This is a genomic window from Sphingosinicella terrae (assembly GCF_003347635.1).
GTDB classification, from domain to species: domain Bacteria; phylum Pseudomonadota; class Alphaproteobacteria; order Sphingomonadales; family Sphingomonadaceae; genus Allosphingosinicella; species Allosphingosinicella terrae.
In genome coordinates, this window is sequence record NZ_QDFY01000006.1 from 163,811 (window position 1) to 183,984 (window position 20,174).

Below are 20,174 nucleotides of genomic sequence, written 5' to 3' on the forward strand. Positions count from 1 at the left end.
TCTGCCGTGGGTCGCGGCGGCACCCGTCGCTTCGTCAGCTTCGGTTAAAGCGCGCCTCTTAGGAGAAAGCCGATGAATCGCAGGGGCTTCCTCTTCGGCGCGCTGGCGCTCGCCTTGACCTCGCTGTCACCGACGCCGTCGGAGGCTCAGGCTCGCTTCCAGCCGAGCCGCTTTTCGGTCCAGGTTCGCGGCACCGGGCCCGACGTCATCCTCATCCCCGGCCTGACCTCGGGCCGCGACGTGTGGAGTGCCGCAGTCGCCGCCGTGCCGGGCCATCGCTACCATCTCGTCCAGGTCGCCGGATTCGCCGGCGAGCCGGCGCGCGGCAACCGCGAAGGCACGGTGGTCGGGCCGCTCGCGGACGAGATTGCCCGCTACATCGTCGACCGGCGGCTGCAGCGGCCGGCGATCGTCGGCCATTCGATGGGCGGCACGCTCGCGATGATGATCGGCGCGCGCCACCCGAACCTCGCCGGACGGATCATGGTAGTCGACATGCTGCCGCAGCCTTCAGGCCTTTTCGGCGGCAATGCCCGCGACATGAGCCCGTTCGCCGACACGATCCGCAACATGGTCGCCTCGCCGGGCGGCCGGCGGCTGCTCGGCAATCTGATGAACGCCTTCAGCCCGCCCGCTTCGAGCAACAGCCGCAGCGATCCCGACGTCGTCGCCCGCGCCACCCACGATCTGGCGGGCATCGATCTCGCAGCGCAGCTGCCGCGCATCCGCGCGCCGATGATGATCGTCTACGCCTCGCCCGATCCGCGCGGGGCGGCCGCGCTCGACCGCACCTTCGCCAATGCCTATGCCCGCGCCCGCGGCGCCCGGCTGGTACGGATCGACGGCGCCGGCCACATGGTCATGCTCGACCAGCCTGCGCGGTTCGCCGCGGCGATGCGGGACTTCCTGGGACGGTAGGACCCGCGAAGGTTCGGAGAATTCTCCGTCGGCCTGGCCCCGCTGCCGGTCTTAGAACTGCATCCGGAAACCCGCATTGGCGCGAAGCGTGTTGCTTTCGCCGAACCTCGAAAGGGCGGTTTCCGCCGAGATCTCCGAGAAGAGGGCGTAGCGGCCGTCCTGCCAACTGAAGCTGCCGCCGATGCCGACCTCGCCCCACAGGCGCTCCTCCCGCCGCAGGAGCGGCGTCCCCGACACGTCGATTCGGGTGCCGTCCAGCATCTCGTGGTCGAGATTGACGATCCCGTAGAAGTGGGTCCGCGCCGTGTCGCCGCTGCTTCGCTGCCAGCTGCGCTGGTGATCGAGCGACAGGCCGAACCGGCCCCGCAGGCTCTCGGCCCCGTCTGACGAGACGATGGCGTCGGCGGGGTCGGAGAATCGATCGAACCGGACGCCGGAGTAGACGATCTGCGCCTGGGGGGTGAGGCTGAGAGACCCGCCCAGCGGCAGACGCTGGCCGACCTCGAGGCTGAACGCCTCGCCGGCGCCGTCATTGTCCTCGACGAGGCTCCCCAGCAGGTCCGACTCGAGGTCGCTATAGTACCAGCTCATCTGTGCCTGCGCGTCGGCATAGAAGCCGCCGCTGCCATACCAGGTGAGGGTGGCGCCGATTCCATAGCCCTGGGTGTCGAGCGTGCCGTTGCCGAACTGCGACCGCACCCGGCCATCAGCCTGGCCGTAGCGAACGTTCATGCCCGCGACGAGCGTGCCCGCCGTCTCGTCCAGGAGCGGCGCGTCGAGCCCGACCTGGAGGCTCCAAGTGGAGGCGTTGAGATCGGTAGCGCTGGTCGAAACGGCAGCATCGGGACGATGACGCGTGGCCTCCATCCGGCTCCACAGGCCGATACCCGAAGCGGTGAACCCGGACCATCGACGGTTGCCGGCGCGTTCCTGGAGCGTAGGCAGGCCGTTCAGCAACCGAAGGGTCTCGCCGTAGCTCTCGTAAAGTGGGACGCCGGGCTGGAAGAGCGGCCCCTGAGGCTCGCCCGACCCGTCGAGCAGGGCCGAGCGGAGATACCAATCGCCGTCGGTCGGGGTCGAGACGCCGCCCTTGAAGAGGCGGTATCCAAAAGCACCGGCGATCACCGCCTGACTGCCCTCGAAGACATAGTCGCCTCGAAGCGCGAAGGTGCCGTCGGAGGCTCCGCCGGTCACGTCGACGATCTTGATCCCCTCGACCGTCTGTGCGCCCGCGCCGCCGACGTTGATGACGACGACCTCGGTCGTTCCGGCCGTGCCTCCGGTGACCACCAGCCGGTCGGCCGCCGACGCATCGCCACCAAGCTCGGCCTCGACTTCGAGCACGCCATCGACGCCGGTATAGCGGCCATCGACGGTCAAGGTGCCGATGGAATTGCCCGAAGCGACGGTTCCGGCATTCACCGTCGTGCAGACGGTACCGGTGCCTTCCAGGCGTGCGCCGTCGAGCACGTTGACGTCGCCGCACAGGGTGCCGTTCACCACCAAAGTGCCCTCGACATCGGTCGAGCCGCCATAATCCGAGCTGTCGCCGGTAAGGAGCAGCGTGCCCTCGCCCGACTTGTTGAGAGCTCCCGAGCCCGACAGCGATCCGCTCAGAGTGAAGATGGTTCCGCCTGCGGTCGAGATCGTTCCGGCGCCGGCCATGACGAGGTCGCGTCCGCTGCTCAGGTCGGCGCTGGTCGCCAGCGTGCCGCCCTCGAGCGTGATGTCGCCCTCGGCCGCGCCGAGATTGGAGTCGGACGAGATCTGGACGGTTCCGCTCCGGATGAGGGTGCCGCCGCCATAGCTGTTGATGCCGGCGAGGATCAGTGTGCCGGCATCGGTCTTGACCAGCTGCGCTTCGCCCGAAATCGCCGATTCGATGGTCGCGACGAAATCCGCACCGGCCGCGCTGCCGTCGCCGACCCGTATCGTTGCCTGCGGACCGGTCAGGGCGAGGGCGTCGCCCTCGATGACATAGTCGCCGGCCGCGAACTGGAGGCCGCCGGCCACCACTTGTCCAAGGCCGTTGTCCACCGTGACCGTTCCACCGGTGCCGCCGAAGATCGCGAAGGAGCCGTTCCCGTAAGGCGCGTTCACTCGGCCGCTCGCGTCGGTCCAGTTTTGGCTGGCGTCGCCATTCTGCCAGACGCCGTCGCCCCCCTGGACGACGCCGTCGTCGCGCCGCCCCGCTCCGCCATCCCAGAAGTTGATTTCCAGCCCGGCGCTGTTCACCAGGTTCACCTGGCCGGCGATCGACGTCTGGACGGTGGCGCTGCCGCCGCCGGGCAGGGTGCCGACGACGAGCCCGTTGTCGGTCAGCGCTCCGCCATAGTTGAAGACGCGATAGATACCGGCCTCGAAGGGGCCGCCGCCGGGGACCGTCACGTTGATCGTGCCGTCGAGGATCAGGTCGCCGCCGACATTGACGAGGTCGTTGAGCGCTCCGCCGGCGACGTTGGCCTGGCCGAACTCGAAATCGAGCTGAGCGTCGGAGGCGATCGTGAGATCGCCGGCGATGGTGAGCGTGCCGGCCCCGCCCGCGCCCGGAGTGAGCGTCGCTCCCGCGGCCAGGGTGACGTCACCGCCGATCGTTCCGGTGCCGCCGAGGCTCGCACCCGAGCTGATCGAGGTCGCTCCGGTCGAGTCCGCATAATCGCCGTTCACCAGCAGCGCGCCGGCATTGACGCTGGTCGCGCCGGAATAGCTGCCGGTCCCGGCCAGCACCAGCGTGCCGGTCCCGCTCTTGGTCAAGCTGCCCGCGCCGGTGACGGCGCCGCCGAGGGTCAGCGTAGTGCCCGCATCGGTCAGGAAGGTCCCTGTCCCGGCGAGTTCGACCGCGCGCGCCGAGCGGAGGTCGGCGGTGGTGTTGAGCGTGCCGCCGTCGAAGCTGAGGCCGCCCGCGGCGGCACCCAGATGGACATCGCTCGCGATCCGCAGCGTGCCACCGTTGATCGCCGTGCCGCCGCTATGGCTATTGGCGCCGGACAGCAGAAGCGTGCCGAGATCCGTCTTGACCAGCCTGGCGGTCCCGGTGATCGCGCTCGCGATGGTGGCGGTATAGCCTGCCCCGCCCGCCGTGCCGTCTCCGACCCGGATCACCGACTCCGGCGCCGCCAGGGTCAGTGCATCGCCTGCGATGGTGTAGCCGTCGGCGGCGAACTGCAGGCCCGACGCGGTGACCGCCCCGAGACTGTTGTCGACCGTGACGGTTCCGGCCGTGCCGGTGAAGATCGCGAACGCGCCGTCATCGTATCCGGCGTTGACCGCGCCGGTCGCATCGGCCCAGTTGTCGTTGCCGCTGGCCGCCTGCCAGACGCCGTCACCGCCGTCGACTTCGCCGTTGAGCTTCGGTCCGGCCGCGCCGTCCCAGAAGTTGAGTGTCGCGCCGCCGGTGTTGATCAGATTGACCTGGTTCGCGACCGACGTCTGCACCGACACCTCGGCGCCGGCCGGCAAGGTGCCGAGCGCCAGTCCGTTGTCGGTCAGCGTGCCGCCATAATTGGCGATCCGGAAAAGGCCGATGCCGAACGCGCCGCCGGGGGGGACGGTCACGTTGAGAGTGCCGTCGAGGATGAGGTCGCCCTCCACGTCGACCAGATCGTTGAACGCGCTTCCCACCGCGTTGGCCGCCCCGAAATCCATGTCGACCTGCGCCGCCGATGCGAGCGACAGGCTGCCGTTGATGGTCAGCGTCCCCGCGCCCCCCGCGCCCGGGGCGAGCCTTGCGCCATCGGCGACGACGACGTCGCCGCCGATGATGCCCGCGCCGGCGAGCGTGGCGTCGGAGGCCACGCTGGTGAGACCGGTCGCCCCCGACTGATCGCCGTTGACGAGCAGGGTGCCGGCGAGGGCCCAGGTCGACCCGGAATAGCTGTTCGCGCCGCTCAGGATCAGCGTACCGGCCCCGTCCTTCACCACCGAACCGGTTCCGGTGACGGTGCCGGAAAAGGTGACCGAATCCGAGCGGTTGAAGGCCAGAGTGCCGTCATTGGCGACATCGCCGAGGATTGAGCCCGTGGTGCCGCCGTCACCGATCTGGAGCGTTCCCGAACCGATCGCCGTGCCGCCGGCATAGAGGTTCGCGCCGGTGAGGATCGTCGTGCCGGTACCGGCCTGGCGAAGAGTGCCCGAGCCCGAAATCGCGCCTGCGAAGGTCAGGGCGTCCGAACGGTCGAAAACGAGGGCGCCGTCATTCGCGACATTGCCCCTGATGCTGCCGCTGGTACCGCCGTCCCCGATCTGGAGCGTGCCGCCGGCGATGACGGTGCCGCCGGCATGAATGTTGTCCGCCGTCAGGACGAGCGATCCGGCACCGTCCTTGACCAGCGCTCCGGCGCCCGAGAGGAGACCGCTGAGCGCGAGCTCCGTGTTTCCATCGATGAGGAACGTGCCTTGCCCGGCAAGGGTGACGGCCCGCGCCGAAACCATGTCCGCCGTGCTGTTGAGCGTGCCTTCGTCGAGGATCACCCCGCCGGCGGCGTCGCCCAGATTGGAATCGGCCGAGATGCGGACGGTGCCGCCGTTGATCGTCGTCCCGCCGCCATAGCTGTTGGTGCCGGCGAGGATCAGCGTCCCGGCATCGGTCTTCACGAGAGCCGCCGAGCCCGCGAGCTCGGCCGCGATCGTCGCGGTGTAGCCGGCTCCGGCCGCGCTGCCGTCGCCGACCTGGACGATGGCCGAGCTCCCGGTCAGCGTCAGTCTGTCGCCGGTGAGCAGATAAGCGTCGCTCGCGAACTGAAGTCCCGAAGCCAGCACGTCGCCGCCGGCATCGTCGATGCTGACCGTGCCCGTTGCGCCGGAGAAGATCGCGAAGGTTTCCTGCGCATAGTCCGCATTCACGGTGCCGTCCGCGTCGGTCCAGTTGATGGATCCGCCACCCACGCGCCAAGTGCCGTTGCCGCCGTCGACGAGGGAGTTGTTCTTTGGACCGGCATCGCCGTCCCAGAAGCTGAGCGTCAGGCCCGCCGTATTGACGAGATTGATCTGTCCGGCGATCGAGGTCTGGACCGAGACTTGGCTCCCACCCGGCAAGGTGCCGAGTGCCAGGCCGGCGTCGGTCAGTGTGCCGCCATAGTTGAACACGCGGTAGATGCCGGGGCCGAAGCTGCCGCCGGTCGCGACCGACACGTTGATCGTGCCGTCCAGCCTCAGGTCGCCGCCGACCACGACGAGGTCGTTGAGCGAGCCGCCCGCGACATTGGCCTGGCCGAACTCGTAGCTCAGGTTCGAGCCGGCGCCGAGCGTAAGGCCGCCGTTGATCGTCAGCGTGCCGGGGCTGGTGCCCGGCGCAAGCGTGCCGCCGTCGGCGACGATGACGTCGCCGCCGATTATTCCCCGCCCGCCGAGCGTCGAACCGGCCGCGACGCTGGTGAGGCCCGTCGCCTGCGAAAGGTCGCCGTTGACGATCAGGTTGCCGGCGAGAACGCTCGTGGTGCCGCTGTGGTTCGACGTGTCGTTGAGCGCAAGCGTGCCCGCGCCGTCCTTGATGAGATTGCCCGATCCGGTCAGCGCGCCGGTAAACTCCAGGCTGGTCCCCGCATCGGTGAGGAACGTGCCTGTGCCGGTCAGGGTGACGCTGCGCGCGGAGACGATGTTCGCCGTCGTGTTGAGGGTGCCGCCGTCGAGGATCAGGCCGCCCGCCGCGTCGCCGAGATTGGCGTCGCTCGAGATCCTCAGCGTGCCGACATCGATCAGGGTGCCGCCCGTATAGCTGTTGGTGCCGGTGAGCACGAGCGTGCCGAGATCGGTCTTCACGAGCTGCGAGCTTCCGGTGAGCGCCGAGGCGATCGTTGCGGTATAGTCCAGCCCATCCGCCGTGCCGTCGCCGACCCTGATCACCGATTGAAGCCCGAGCAGCGCCACGTCGCCGCCCGCGATGACGTAGCCGTCGCTGACGAACTGCATGCCCAAGGCGGTGACCGGGCCCAGGATGTTGTCGACGGTCACGGTCCCGGCCGCCGCCGAGAAGATGGCGAACTCGCCATCGTTGAAGGGGCCGTTCAAGGCGCCTGTGACATCGGCCCAATTATCGTTGCCGGCGCTGTTCTGCCAGATGCCGTCGCCGCCGTTGATGAAGCCGTCGAACTTGCCCGGGGCGCCCTCGCCGTCCCAGAAATTGAGTGTCAGCCCCGCCGTGTTGACGAGATTGACCTGCCCGCCCACCGAGGTCTGCACGATCGGCGAGCTGCCGGCGGGCGCGCCGCCCACGGCGAGGCCGCTGCCGGTCAGCGCTCCGCCGTAGCTGATCACGCGGTAGACCCCGACGTCGAAGCTGCCGCCCGGCGTCACGGTCACGTCGATCGTGCCGGCAAGGTCGAGATCGCCCCCGACCACGACCAGGTCGTTCAGCGGCCCGCCGACCACGTTCGATTCGCCGAAATCGTAGAGAAGCCGCGACGTACCGGCGAGCGACAGGTTGCCGTTGATCGTCAGCGTGCCGGGGCCGGAGACATCGCCAGGCGCCAGGAACGCTCCGTCGGCCAGGATCACATCCCCGCCGATCCGGCCGATGCCGCCGAGCGTCGCGCCCGAAGCCACGTCGGTCTGGCCCATTGCCGACGACTGATCGCCGTTGACCAGCAGCGTCCCGCCGTCGACCGTCGTCAGGCCGGAATAGGTGTTGAGGCCCGTGAGGATCGTCGTGCCGGCGGTCTGGTTGACGTTGCCGGTACCGGTCAAGACGGTCGCGAACACATAGCCGGGGTCGGTGTGGTTGAAATTGAGGCGCGAAGTCGCGCTGCCCAGGCCGAGCGTCGCGGCATCGAACACGCCGGACGCCGCAGCCGCCGCTCCCTCGGCCCCACCGATGTTGAGGATGCCGGTCGCGCCGGCATCCTCAGCGAGCGTGAGGGTTCCGCCGACCGTCACGTGTCCGCCGTCGGTCAAGGTGAGCACGCCGGTGCCGGTGCCGCTGCCGATGACCAGGTCGCCGGTCGTGGCGAAGCTCGAATCCGCACCCGACACCTGCAGGCTGGCTGCCTGAGGTGCCGAACCGAAGGTCGCCGACGCGAAGGTCGCGACACCGCCCTGATCGACGGTGAAGTCGCCGGCGGTCATGAGCAGCGAGCCGGTGCTCGTCCAGTTTGAACCGGCGCCGGTGATCGCGACGGCGATGGGGTTGGTCGTGCTCGTCGCGCTACCGATCTGGCTCGCGCCCGCCGTGCGCAGCGTCCCGCCCGTGCCGATCGTCATGCTGAAGGGGGAGTTCACGACCGCGGTCCCCAGGACACCACCCGAAATATCGGCCAGCGAGTTCGCGCCGCTGACGTTGACCTGAATCGAGGTCCCCGCAGCGCGCATGGAGAGATCGCCCGCCGTGACCCGAAGCGTGCCGCCGTTGGTGACGCTCACGATGCTCGAGCCCGCGCCGGATGCGGTGCCGTTGACGGACGTGGTGCTGAAGACCGTATTCGCGCCGTCGATCGTCAGCGTGGAGCGACCGAGGCTCGTGGCGCCGCCGGACGTGACGATCGCGCCTTCGGCTATGCGCAGATTGGTGCTCAGATTGCCGAGCGTCGTCGTGCCGCCGTAATTGCTGTTGCCCGTCAGAGTGGTCACGCCGGTGCTGAATATCGTGACCCCGCCGGTGCCGGTGATCGATCCGGCGAAGCTATGGGCGTCCGAGCGGTTGAAGTTCAGCGTGCCGTTATTGACCACGTCGCCGACGATCGACCCGGTGGTGCCCCCGGCCCCGATCCGCAGCGTGCCGCCGCTGATCGTCGTGCCGCCGGCATAGCTGTTGTCTGCTGCGAGAGTGAGCGAGCCGGCGCCAAGCTTGGTCAGTCCGCCGTTGCCGCTGAGCCCATTGAGGATGCCGGCCGAGGCTGCGGCGTCGGTCACGTCGATGGAGCCGCCGCTTGCACCCAGCGCGTAGCTGTGCGTGGTGGGCGCGCTGGCGCCGGTCAGCTGCAAGGTGCCGCCGTCGAGCGTGATCACCCCGGCAGCGTCCCCGAGGAAGCTGTCATTGGCGACCGAAAGCACGCCGCCGCTGATCAGCGTACCGCCGGTGTAGGAATTGGCGCCGGTCAGGATCAGCGTTCCGGCATCGGTCTTCACCAGCTGCGAATCGCCGATGAGGGCCGCGTCGATCGTGGCGGTATAGCCCGAGCCTGCTGCCGTTCCGTCGCCGACGCGGATCGTCGCCTGGGAACCGACCAGTGTCAGGTCGTCACCCGCGATCTGGTAGCCGTTCGTTGCGAACTGCAAGCCCGATGCGGTCACCGCGCCCAGGCCGTTATCGACATTCACCGTGCCCGCCGTGCCGGCAAAGATCGCCATGCTCCCGTCGGCATAGGCGGCGTTGACCGCACCGTCCGCGCCAGTCCAGTTGTTGTCGGTGCCGGCCAGATGCCAGGCGCCGCTGCCGCCATTGATGACGCCATCGAGCTTGGGGCCTGCGTCGCCGTCCCAGAAGCTGAACGCCAGCCCTGCCGAGTTCACCAGATTGACCTGGCCTGCGACCGAAGTCTGAAGCTGCACACTGCTCCCGCCGGGCATTGCCCCGAGCTGGAGGCCCTGATCGTTCAGCGTGCCGCCATAGTTGAATATGCGGTAGATGCCGGGGCCGAAATTGCCGCCCGCGGATTCGGTGACGTTGATCGTGCCATCGAGAGTCAGATCGCCGCCGACATTGACGATATCGTTGAGCAGACCGCCCGGCACGTTCGCCTGTCCGAACTGGAAGTCGAGCTGGGAGGTGTCGCCGAGCGCAAGATTGCCGTTGATGGTCAGCGCGCCGACGCCGTTCGAGCCCGGTGCCAGCGTGCCGCCGTTGGCGATGGTGACGCTGCCGCCGGTCGTGCCGGCGCCGCCGAGCGTCGCGCCCGACGCGACGCTGACGAGACCGGTCGCGCCCGACTGGTTGCCGTTCACCAACAGGGTTCCGGCGTTGACGTTGGTCGCACCCGTGTAGCTATTGCTGCCCGTGAAGATCGTCGTCCCGCTGCCATTGTGTTGGACGACCCCGGTGCCGGAAATCACACCGGCGTAGGTGGAAGTGCCCGCACGGTTGAACCTCAGCGCGCTGCTGTTCGCGACATCGCCCGCCAGCGTCCCGGTCGCGGTGCCATCGCCGATCTGCAGCGTGCCGCCCGTAACGGTGGTTCCGTTGGCAAAGCTGTGGTCGCCCGTCAGGATGAGAACGGCGATGTCGTTCTTGGTGAGCGACTCGAAGCCGGTGACGTTGGCGCTATCCAGTACACGGAAGAGCGTGCCGTCGACCTGCAGCCCGTCGGTACCGGCGCCCCCGTCGATGCGGCCCACGAGCCCGCCGCTCACAATGAACGTATCGTTGCCGGCGCCGAGCAAGAAGGCACCCGCCCCGGTGTTCAGCGTTCCCGCGATGTTCACGACATCGCCGCCCCCGCCGAGATCGCCCGCCGCGCGCAGCGTGACGCCCGACGCGACATTGATCGTGCTGGCGCCGGTGTCCCCGGCGAAGATCGCGGTACCGCCTGCTGCCGCGCCCATCGTGGCGTTCACGTTCAGCGTCGAGGTGCCGGTCATCGCGACGGTTTGCGTCGTCAGTGCGCCGTTGACGTTCAGCGTGCCCGCGCTGATCGTGGTGGCGCCGGCGGTGTTGGCTGCAGTCAGCGTGGTCGTGCCGGTGCCGATCTGTGCGATCGTGCCGGTGCCGGTGATCGTGCCCGCGAAGGCGTAGGCATTGTTCCGGTTGAAGGCGAGCGTGCCGCTGTTGGCGACATCGCCGACGATCGCTCCCGACGCGCCGCCGTTGCCGAGTTGCAGCGTGCCCGCACTGATCGTCGTGCCGCCCGCATAGAGATTGTCGCCCGTCAGGATCGTCGTGCCGGCGCCCGCCTGGGTGACGCCGCCGGAACCCTGGATCAGTCCGGCATAGGTGACGGTGTCGGAACGATTGAAGCCGAGCGCGCCGAAGCCGGTGACGTTGACGATGGCGCTGGTGATCGAGCCCGTATTACCGCCATTGCCGATGAACAAGGTACCGGCATTGATGTTGGTGTCGCCGCTGTAGGTGCTGTTACCGGTGAGATACCAGTTTCCGGTGTCGTTCTTGGCAAGGGTGGTCGCGCCGCCCGTGCCGTTGGTGATGCTCACGCCCATGATGTTGGCGCCGGTATTGGTGCCGCCGAGCGCGAAGACGCGCGCCCCGTTGCCCTGGAAGCCCATGGTGCCAGTGTTGGTGAACGCAATCGCCCCGGTTCCCGACGATTCGATGAAGGAGACGCCGGTCTGGAGCGTGAACAGGCGGTTGGTTGAATCCCCTGCGCCGGTGTAGCGCAAGGTCGAACCCGAACCGATCACGAGATTGGCCGCATTCAGGGTCGAACGGCCGATGCTGCTGGCAAGGCCGCCATCCGCGAGCTTGTCGACGCTCAGGACGCCGCCGAGGATGGACGTGACGCCGGTATAGGTGCTGTCGGCGTTGCTGAGCCGCCAGGTACCGGCTTCGGCCTTGGTCAGCGAAGTGATGCCGCCGCCGTCCGTATCCGTAAGCTGCGACGCGAGGACATTGTCTCCCGTGTTCGTGCCCCCCAGCGTCAGGGTCCGCGCGCCAGGCCCGGTCAGCGTCACCGCGGCGGTGCTGGTGAAGGCAAGGGCACCGGTCCCGGAGGCATTGATCCTGGCGCTGCCACCGAGGGTGAACTGCCGGTCGGTGCTGTCGCCCGTGCCCGTATATTGCAACGCGCCGCCGTTGAGCACGAGGTTGGACGCATCGTTGCTCGAAGCGCCGATCGAGCTGTTGGTCAGCCCATCGGTGAGGCAGCTGGCAAAAAGCGTGCCGCTGTTGATCGTGGTCGAGCCGGTATAGCTGCTGCCGCAACTGACCAGGCCCTGGTTCCCGGCGCCGGTCTTGACGAGCGAGCCGCTTCCGCTGATCGTGCCGCCATAGGTCCTGTTCTCGATGTTCGCGACCGTCAGCGTCGCGCCGCCGAGCGTGATGTTTCCGCCGATCGCACCGCCGCCGTCCAGGGCGCCGAACGTCGCGTCGAAGCCGTTCAGGTCGAACGATGCGCTCGCCACATTGCTCATCAACAGGCGCCGGCCGTTGTTGAACGCCTCATCCGAACCCGATCGCAGGACGCCCGCTTCGACCCGGGTCTCCCCCGTGGAGCCGTTGGCGCCGGAAAGGACCAACGTGCCTGCGCCCCGCTTGATCAGCGCACCGGGGCCGGTGAAATCGCCAGTGAACTCCAGCACCGTACCGGCGTCGGCCACCTGTATGTAGCCGAAGCCCGCGGCCAGGGTGAAGCCGCGGTCGGTAACCTGGTTGGTGGCGACGGCCGTATAGTTCAGGATGCCGCTGTTCTGGATCACGAGATTGCTGGCGTCGCTGCCGGACGCACCGATACCGCTGTCCTCGCCGCCGTCGCGAATGCAGTCCGTGGCCAGGACGGATCCGCCCAGGGCTCCCGTGATGGTGGTGACGCCGGTGTAGCTGTTGCCGCAGCCCGCCATCACCTGAGTGCCGTTGGTGTGGGTCACGTTGCCCGCGCCGCTGATCGTGCCGGTGAATCCGGTGCCGGTGCTGTTGGCGCCGCCGATCGTGAGCGTGGTCGTGACCAGCGAGCCGAGCGTCACGTCGCCATCGCCGTTGAGCGCCCCGATGCGGTTATCGTTGTCCGCAAGATCCAGAATGCCCCCGGCATTCACCGTCATTGCACCGGTCGGACTGCCGAAGACGTCGGTGCCGCCCGCCCGCAATATGCCCTCCTGCACGACCGTGCCCGCGTGCAAGTTGGCGCCCGTCAGCACCAGCGTTCCGTCGCCGTACTTCTCGAGGTTGCCGCCGCCGAGGATCACGCCGCCGACGGTCAGCGTGGTCGCCCCCGCGCTGACGTCGATCCTCCCGGCACCGCTTTCGACCGTGAAGCCGCGGTCGATCTCGACATTTCCCCCGGTATAGCGGAGGGTGCTGCCGTTGAGCAGCACGAGGTTGGCCGAGTCGCTGCTCGCGGCGCCGATCCCGCTGGTGATCCCGCCATTCGCCAGATTATCGGTCGCAAGGACACCTGCTTCGATTCTGGTGATGCCGGTATAGTCGTTGCCGGCGTTGGTCAGCGTCAGCGTCCCGTCGCCGGTCTTGGTGAGGCCGGCACCGTCGGAGCTCGTGACTTGCCCGCCGAAGGTCAGGTTGGCCGCCGCGTCGAAGACGGAGATCGTGCCCGAGGTGGTGGAGCCCGAACGGGCCAGGGTGAACCCGCGATCGGAGATCGTCGTGCCGCCGGTATATTCCAGCGTCGCACCCTGGATCACCAGGTTCGATGCGTCGGAGGCCGATTGGCCGATGGCACTCGCGGTGCCGCCATTCTCGATCGAATTGACCGAAAGCGTGCCCTGGGCGATCGTGGTCGCCCCGGTATAGGTGTTGCTGCCGCTGAGGACGACCCTGCCCGCGCCGGCCTTGGTGAAGCCGATCGTGCCCGTATTGTCGACGATCTGCGAAGCTATTTCGAAGATTCCGGCACCATTCTGCTGCACGCCGAGCACGCCGCCGCCCGACGAGCCGGTGATCGAGCCGTCGGTGATGAGCTGGGTCCCGGTGGCCACGCTCGGGGCGACGATGATCGTGCCGTCGATGCCGAGCGTGGCCCCTGGGGCGATCTCGACCGTGGAATCCGCGTTGGCGGTATATTGCAGTCCCCCGATCTGGACGTTGCTGCCGACTGTCCCGAAATAAGCGGAGTCTGCGCTTCCGCCCGCGTCGCTCAGGATCTGATCGGCGGCCCAGGTGGAAGCGTCGTCGCTGTTCACATAATCCGTACTGGTGAATGCGACGATGTTGCCGCCCTCGACCTTCGCATAATCGGTGCCGTTCACGGTCGCCCATCCGCCCAACGCGCCGTCGGCATTGCTGGTCGTGATCGCCCCGGCCCCGGGAAGCACGAAATTGGCGAGACCGGCCGAGCGCGTGATGGCGCCCAGGTCGAGCGTCAGGTTGGCCGCGGTCCCGGTCGCCCGGATGATATTGTTCCCGCCGGTGATGGTGAGGCCGTCGAAAGTCTGGCTGTTGTTTTCTCCGGGGCCGCCTGTCACGCGAAGCTCGCCGCCGCTCATGAACAGCGCCGACTGATCCGAAATGAGATTGTCGGTAGGGCCGTCGGACGTCGCGGCGAAGTCGAGCGACAGAATGCCGCCGCCGATCGTCGTCACCCCCGTATAGCTACTGGCGCCGGTGAGCGTCAGGTTGCCGGCGCCGAGCTTGGTGAAGCTGCCGGTGCCGGTGATGCTACCGGAATAGGTCCTGTCGACGCCCGTACCCAGGTTGACGGTGAGGTTCGCGCTTCCGAGGGCCAGCACGCCGCCAGAGCCGGCGATCGAGGTCAGGCTAAGGTCATACCCGTCGAGATCGAGCGTGCCGCCGTTCACGGTCACGTCGGTGGTCACGCCGAGGGCCGAGGCGGAGCCGATGCGCAGCGTGCCGTTTTCGACGGTTATGCCGCCGGTAAAGCTGTTCGCACCCGAGATAACCCATGTGCCCGCACCGTTCATGACCAGACGGCCTGAGCCGGTCAGGTCGCCCGAGAAGCTGTTCTCGCCCGCGAAGCTGCCGCCGAGCGTCAGCGTGTCCATCGTCGCCCCGGCATTGAACTGTGCCGCGCCCGTGAGCACCAGCCCACCCAAGCCATTGTTGAGCACGCTTGAACTGTTCGAAAGCGCCCAGGTGCGGTTGCTGATGTCGCCGTCACCCGTATAGTCGAGCACGCCATTGTCGATCTGTATGTCGGCGAGCCCCGCGCCCGTATTGCCGTTCGTGCCGAGGGAACTGGCCGCACCGCGATCGGCGAGGCTCGAGACCTCCAGCGTCACCGCGCCGATGCTGTTGGCACCGGTATAGGTATTCGCTTCACCGAGCGTGATCCTGCGCGCTGTGCCGAGTCCGGTAAAAGTGACGGTCGCGGTGTTGGTGCCGCTGAGGGTACCGGAGAGGTCGAGATCGCCGCTGTTGGCCGCGAAGCTGATTCCGCGCGGACCTCCCTCGAGAGACATGGTGCCGGTCAATGCCAAGGTACCGGTACCCGCATTGGCCAGAGTCACCGCTGCGTTGGCGGAAGGCTGAAGTCGGAACGTGCGGTCGGTGGTGTCCCCGTCACCGGTATAGATATTGGCGCCTCTGAGAAGGATTTCGCCGCCCGCTCCGAGCGAACTTGCCAGACCCGTATTCCTGACCGACGTGAACCAGACCGTTCCGGCTGTCCCGGGTGCGTTGGTTATCGTCGTGCCTGTATAGGTGTTGGCGTCGTTGCTCATCGTAACGCCCCTGAACAGGGAGAGCGTTCCGGTACCCGAGATCAGGGCGGACCCGACGCCGGCACCGGAGAAGGTGATCGCGCCATTCAGGACGACTTGGCGGCTGGTGCTCAGGGCCCCCGTGGCCGCGAAGGAGGCGCCGTCGTTCAGCGTGACCGTGTTGGCACCGTTGCCAAGCGCTGCGTCCGAGTCGACCGAAAGCCCGCCGGCGTTGACGACGACGCCACCCGTGAAGGTGTTCACGCCGGTCAGGCTGATCGTTCCCGCGCCTGCCTTGGTCAGGCCCTGCGTGCCGGCGATGACGGAACTGATCGTCGAAGTGCCACTGTTGACGGTGATCGTTGGCGTCGTACCGGCGAGCGTCAGCGTGTTTCCGGTGAGCGTATAGTTCGCGCTGTCGAAAGTGATGTTGTGGACGGTGATCGGCACGCTCAGGTTCACGATGCCCGCGGTCCCGGCGAAGATCGCATTGTCCAGCTGCGCGTTCTGCCACGGCCGGTCGTAGAGACCGCCGGTGCCGATTCCATCGGTGCTCCACCGCAATGACGTCGTGTCCCAGGTGCCTGCGCCGCCGGCGCCGGGCGCCGTGCTGTTGGCATCCCAATAGCGGTTCGCGTTCTGGGCGTGCGCGAACGAGGGAAGGCCGAGCAGGACCAGCGCAGAAACCGATGTCCCGGACAGCAAAGGACGCCAGCGCGTTCTCGCATTGACGCCTCGCGGATCGCGGCTCACTCGGACCATCTTCTTTCCCCTTCGGATTCGGGCAGGAACGACCCGTCGCCGGCACGATCGGGCCGGTCTGCAGAATTGACGGGTTGAGAGGCGGGCGCAGCGCTGCGCCTCAGCCGATCGGGCGGGATCATTTGCCCGGAACCTACGCCCACTGGATACACTACCCCCTGCACATCGACTTTCGAGGCTAGACGAAACGACGTTGTCGTTTCAAGTAGTCTCTAATAGTCCAATCACTAACTCGCTGTATTTACGATGATCCCAGAAAATGATTTATCAAATATTTACAGTCTTTGGTCGATCGTTTCTATCCAGATACGTTTAGTTCTGACTAAAACTGACGAATCCCAACCAAGTCCGACACTCGGTCGGTCTGAGCTATTCATGCGAGAGCGTCGCCTTCACGGCACGCGGGTTCATGCCGGCAACGGCGCGACCTGACGGATGGAGGCGGTAGAATGGGCCTGCGGCGGCGGCGTCAATTCGGCGGGCGTCGGCGTTCCCGGCGCAGCGGAGCCGAGAAGAGATAGCCTTGGCCATGCACCGTCTGGATCGGTGCGGAATCGCCGGTGTCCCTCTCGATCTTCCGCCGCAGACGACGGACCAGCGCGTCGAGGCTCTGGTCGGCGGCCTTGCCCTCGCGATAGCCGAGCTCGGCGCGAAGATCGTGACGGGGAGCGGCACGCCCGGGCTGCAGGACCAGCCGCTGGAAGAAGGCCTGCTCCGTGGCGGTGAGCTTCACCGATTTCCCGTCGGGTGACTGGAGGCGCCATTGGGCCGCATCGAAATACCAGGCGACGGGCGTCGGTGCGGGCGAGGGGTGCAGCGGCGGTTCCCCGCGGACGAGGCGCCGCGCGAGGCTGCGCGTCGCCTCGGCGAGCTCATCGCCGTCGACCGGCTTTGCGAAATAGAGATCGGCGCCGCTGCGGAACCCGTCGATCCGGTCGCGCGCGCTCTCCTCCTTGCCGAGCAGGATGATTCCCGCATCGCCGCGGCTGCGCAACCAGGAGGCGACCTGGAGCCCGTTCTCGTCGGGCAAGCCGATGTCGATGATGGCGATGTCGTAGCCGTCCATCGCCATCCCGCGGTAGAATTCGAGCGCGCATTCGGCCGCGTCGGTGACGAAGCCGTCTTGCCGGAGCGACCGGACGAGGGGCTCGCGAGCGATCGGATCCTCATCGACGACGATCACGCGCATCGGCGTCGGCCCACCCGTCCCCGCTCGGCGCCTGGCACGGCGGATCCCGGCCCACGCACCCCGCAAGAGGGGCGTTCCATGAGGCCAAACGCAAACCGCACCCCCATACGCACCCCCTGGCGAACCGCGGCCACGAGCCGGGCTTGCCAGCCCGCATCGCGAATGCCTCACGGCCGATCACCGGTGCGGCGGACTGACTGCGTTGCAGCCCCAGGCGCCGCGCCGGACGATCACCACCCGTCCTGGGATATTCATCGTTAAAGTTCGGTAGCGCAACATTCGGTAATTACCGTATTCCCCCGCGATATTCCCCGGAAATTGTAAAAGATTGTAAATTGGCGCGGCGCCGGGCCTTCCCGACAGGCGCGCTTCGTCGCCGCGTACCTCGCGATGCCCGCCGAAGGGCCTTTTCGAGGGATCAGGGCGCCAGCACCGTGTCGCCCGCTTCGGCCAGCGTCTCGGGAAAATCGAGCGTGTAATGGAGGCCGCGGCTCTCCTTGCGGTGGAGGGCGGAGCGGACGATGAGCCCGGCGGTCTGGAGGAGGTTCCTGAGCTCGACCAGGTCCGGCGTCACCCGGAAATGGCCGTAATAGTCGCCGACCTCCTCGGCCAGCATCCGGATCCGGTGCTGGGCGCGCTCGAGCCGCTTGGTGGTGCGCACGATGCCGACATAGTTCCACATGAAGCGGCGTATCTCGGTCCAGTTCTGCTTGATCACCACCTCCTCGTCGGAGTCGGTGACCCGGCTCTCGTCCCACGGCCGGATCGGCGGCGGCGGCGCCAGATCGTCCCACTGGTCCGCGATATGCCGGGCCGCCGCCTCGCCGAAGACGAAGCATTCGAGCAGCGAGTTGGAGGCGAGGCGATTGGCGCCGTGCAGGCCGGACTGGCTGACCTCGCCGACCGCATAGAGGCCGGGCAGGTCGGTGCGGCCGTCCAGATCCACGACCACGCCGCCACAGGTATAATGCTGCGCCGGCACCACCGGGATCGGCTGGCGGGTGATGTCGATGCCCAGTTCCTGCAGCCGGGCGTGGATGTTGGGGAAATGGCCCCGCACGAAATCGGGCGGGGCGTGGCTGATGTCGAGATGGACGAAGTCGAGGCCGAGCCGCTTGATCTCGTGGTCTATGGCGCGGGCGACGACGTCGCGCGGCGCCAGCTCGGCGCGGGGATCGAAGTCCGGCATGAAGCGGTGGCCGGTCTCCGGGATCAGCAGCCGTCCGCCCTCGCCCCGCACCGCCTCGGTGATCAGGAAGTTCTTGACCTCGAGATTGTAGAGGCAGGTCGGGTGGAACTGCATGAACTCCATGTTGGAGACGCGGCAGCCCGCCCGCCACGCCATCGCGATGCCGTCCCCGGTCGCGCCGCGCGGCGCCGTCGAGAAGAGGTAGACGCGGCCGGCGCCGCCGGTGGCGAGGATCGTCGCCCGGGCGGTGAAGGTCTCGACGATGCCCGACGCCCGGTCGAGCGCGTAGACGCCCCAGACATGGCCGTCGCCGGAATAGCGCTCGCCGTGGCGGCTGGTGACGAGGTCGATCGCGACTCGGTCCGGAAGCAAGGTGATGTTCGGATTGGCCGCCGCGGCGCGCTCGAGCGCCTGCTGCACGGCCCGGCCGGTGGCGTCGTCGACATGGACGATGCGGCGATGGCTGTGGCCGCCCTCCCGGGTCAGATGCCAGCCATTGGCGTCGGGGGCGACGTTGAACGGGACGCCGAGCTCGGCCAGCCGCTCGATCGCCGCCGGGGCATTCTCGACGACGAACTCGACCGTGGCGCGGTTGTTGAGGCCGGCGCCGGCGATCATCGTATCCTCGACATGGCTCTCGAACGTGTCGCCGGGCTCGAGCACCGCCGCGATCCCGCCCTGCGCCCAGGCGGTCGAGCCGTCGGAAAGGCCGGCCTTGGCGAGCACGCCGACCCGGAAGCGCTGGGCGAGGTTGATCGCCGCGGTCAGCCCGGCGGCGCCCGAGCCGATGACGATGACGTCGAAGGCGTGGTGCGGCATTTCAGGCCCGGGCTTTCGGCAGCGAGGGGAGTCGTGAGCCGGTGACGAGTCTTCCAGGCGCGCGGACGCGCGCCCCCTCCCCTTGATCCCCTCCCCTCAAGGGGAGGGGCGGCTGCGGCGGTTCAGCCATTGGTTCCGGTCGAGCGGGTGAGGTTGAGGAAGACGTCCTCGAGATCGGCCTCGCGGGTCGAGACGTCGACGATGCCGAGCCCTTCGCGCTGGAGCGCGGCGAGGACGTCGCCGGCATTGACCCGGTCCTTGCGGTAGGTGATCGCCAGCGTGCGCTCGCCCGACAGCTCGACCTTGTCGAAGCAGGGCGCGTCCAGCGGCGCGGTGACGTCGCGGTCGACGATCACCTCGACCACCTTCTCCTGCGCCATGCCGACCAGGTCGCGGGTCGCCTCGTTGGCGATGAGGCGGCCATGGTTGATGATCGCGATCCGGTCGCACAATTGCTCCGCTTCCTCGAGATAATGGGTGGTCAGCACGATGGTGACGCCCTGCGCGTGGAGGCTGCGGACATAGTCCCAGAGCTGCTGGCGAAGCTCGACGTCCACGCCGGCGGTCGGCTCGTCGAGCACCAGGATCGGCGGCGAATGGACCATCGCCTTGGCGACGAGCAGGCGCCGCTTCATGCCGCCCGACAGGGTGCGGGCATAAGCGTTCGCCTTGTCCTCGAGATGGACGGCGCGCAGCAGCTCCATCGTTCGCCGGTCCTCGCGCGGCACCCCGTAGAGCCCCGCCTGGATCTCCAGCGCCTCCTTCGGCGTGAAGAAGGGATCGAACAATATCTCCTGGGGAACGACCCCGATCGCCCTCTTGGCGTTGCGCGGTTGCTCGTCAACGTCGAAGCCCCAGATCCGGGCGCTGCCGCCGGTCTTGGTGACGAGGCCGGCGAGGATGTTGATCAGAGTCGACTTGCCGGCGCCGTTGGGGCCGAGCAGGCCGAAGATCTGGCCGCGCGGCACGTCGATGCTGACGCCGTCGAGCGCACGCTTGCCCCCCTTATAGGTCTTCTGGAGATCCTGGATCGAGATGGCGGCTTCGGACATGGCCGGAGGCATAGCGGCCTTGGCCGCCGCCGGG

General features: G+C 67.8%; 5 protein-coding genes. 1 reads left to right on the plus strand and 4 read right to left on the minus strand.

The window, feature by feature from the left end:
* Positions 1-72 precede the first annotated feature (72 nt).
* On the plus strand, positions 73-918 hold the full coding sequence (locus DDE10_RS14040; protein ID WP_114953405.1) for an alpha/beta fold hydrolase: 846 nt from the start codon (positions 73-75) through the stop codon (positions 916-918).
* A gap of 51 nt (positions 919-969) precedes the next feature.
* Here the strand turns inward: DDE10_RS14040 and DDE10_RS14045 are convergent, their stop codons facing one another.
* The 4 genes from DDE10_RS14045 to DDE10_RS14060 form a co-directional block, all read right to left on the minus strand.
* On the minus strand, positions 970-15,891 hold the full coding sequence (locus tag DDE10_RS14045; RefSeq protein ID WP_114953406.1) for an autotransporter-associated beta strand repeat-containing protein: 14,922 nt from the start codon (positions 15,889-15,891) through the stop codon (positions 970-972).
* Between the two features lie 469 nt (positions 15,892-16,360).
* Positions 16,361-17,080, minus strand: a complete 720-nt coding sequence (locus DDE10_RS14050; protein WP_114953407.1) for a response regulator transcription factor — start codon at positions 17,078-17,080, stop codon at positions 16,361-16,363.
* Positions 17,081-17,498: 418 nt separating this feature from the next.
* On the minus strand, positions 17,499-19,088 hold the full coding sequence (gene nadB, locus DDE10_RS14055; RefSeq protein ID WP_114953408.1) for an L-aspartate oxidase: 1,590 nt from the start codon (positions 19,086-19,088) through the stop codon (positions 17,499-17,501).
* Between the two features lie 122 nt (positions 19,089-19,210).
* Entirely contained in the window at positions 19,211-20,140 is a 930-nt protein-coding gene (locus tag DDE10_RS14060) for an ABC transporter ATP-binding protein (RefSeq protein WP_114953501.1), read from the minus strand.
* Positions 20,141-20,174: the final 34 nt, after the last annotated feature.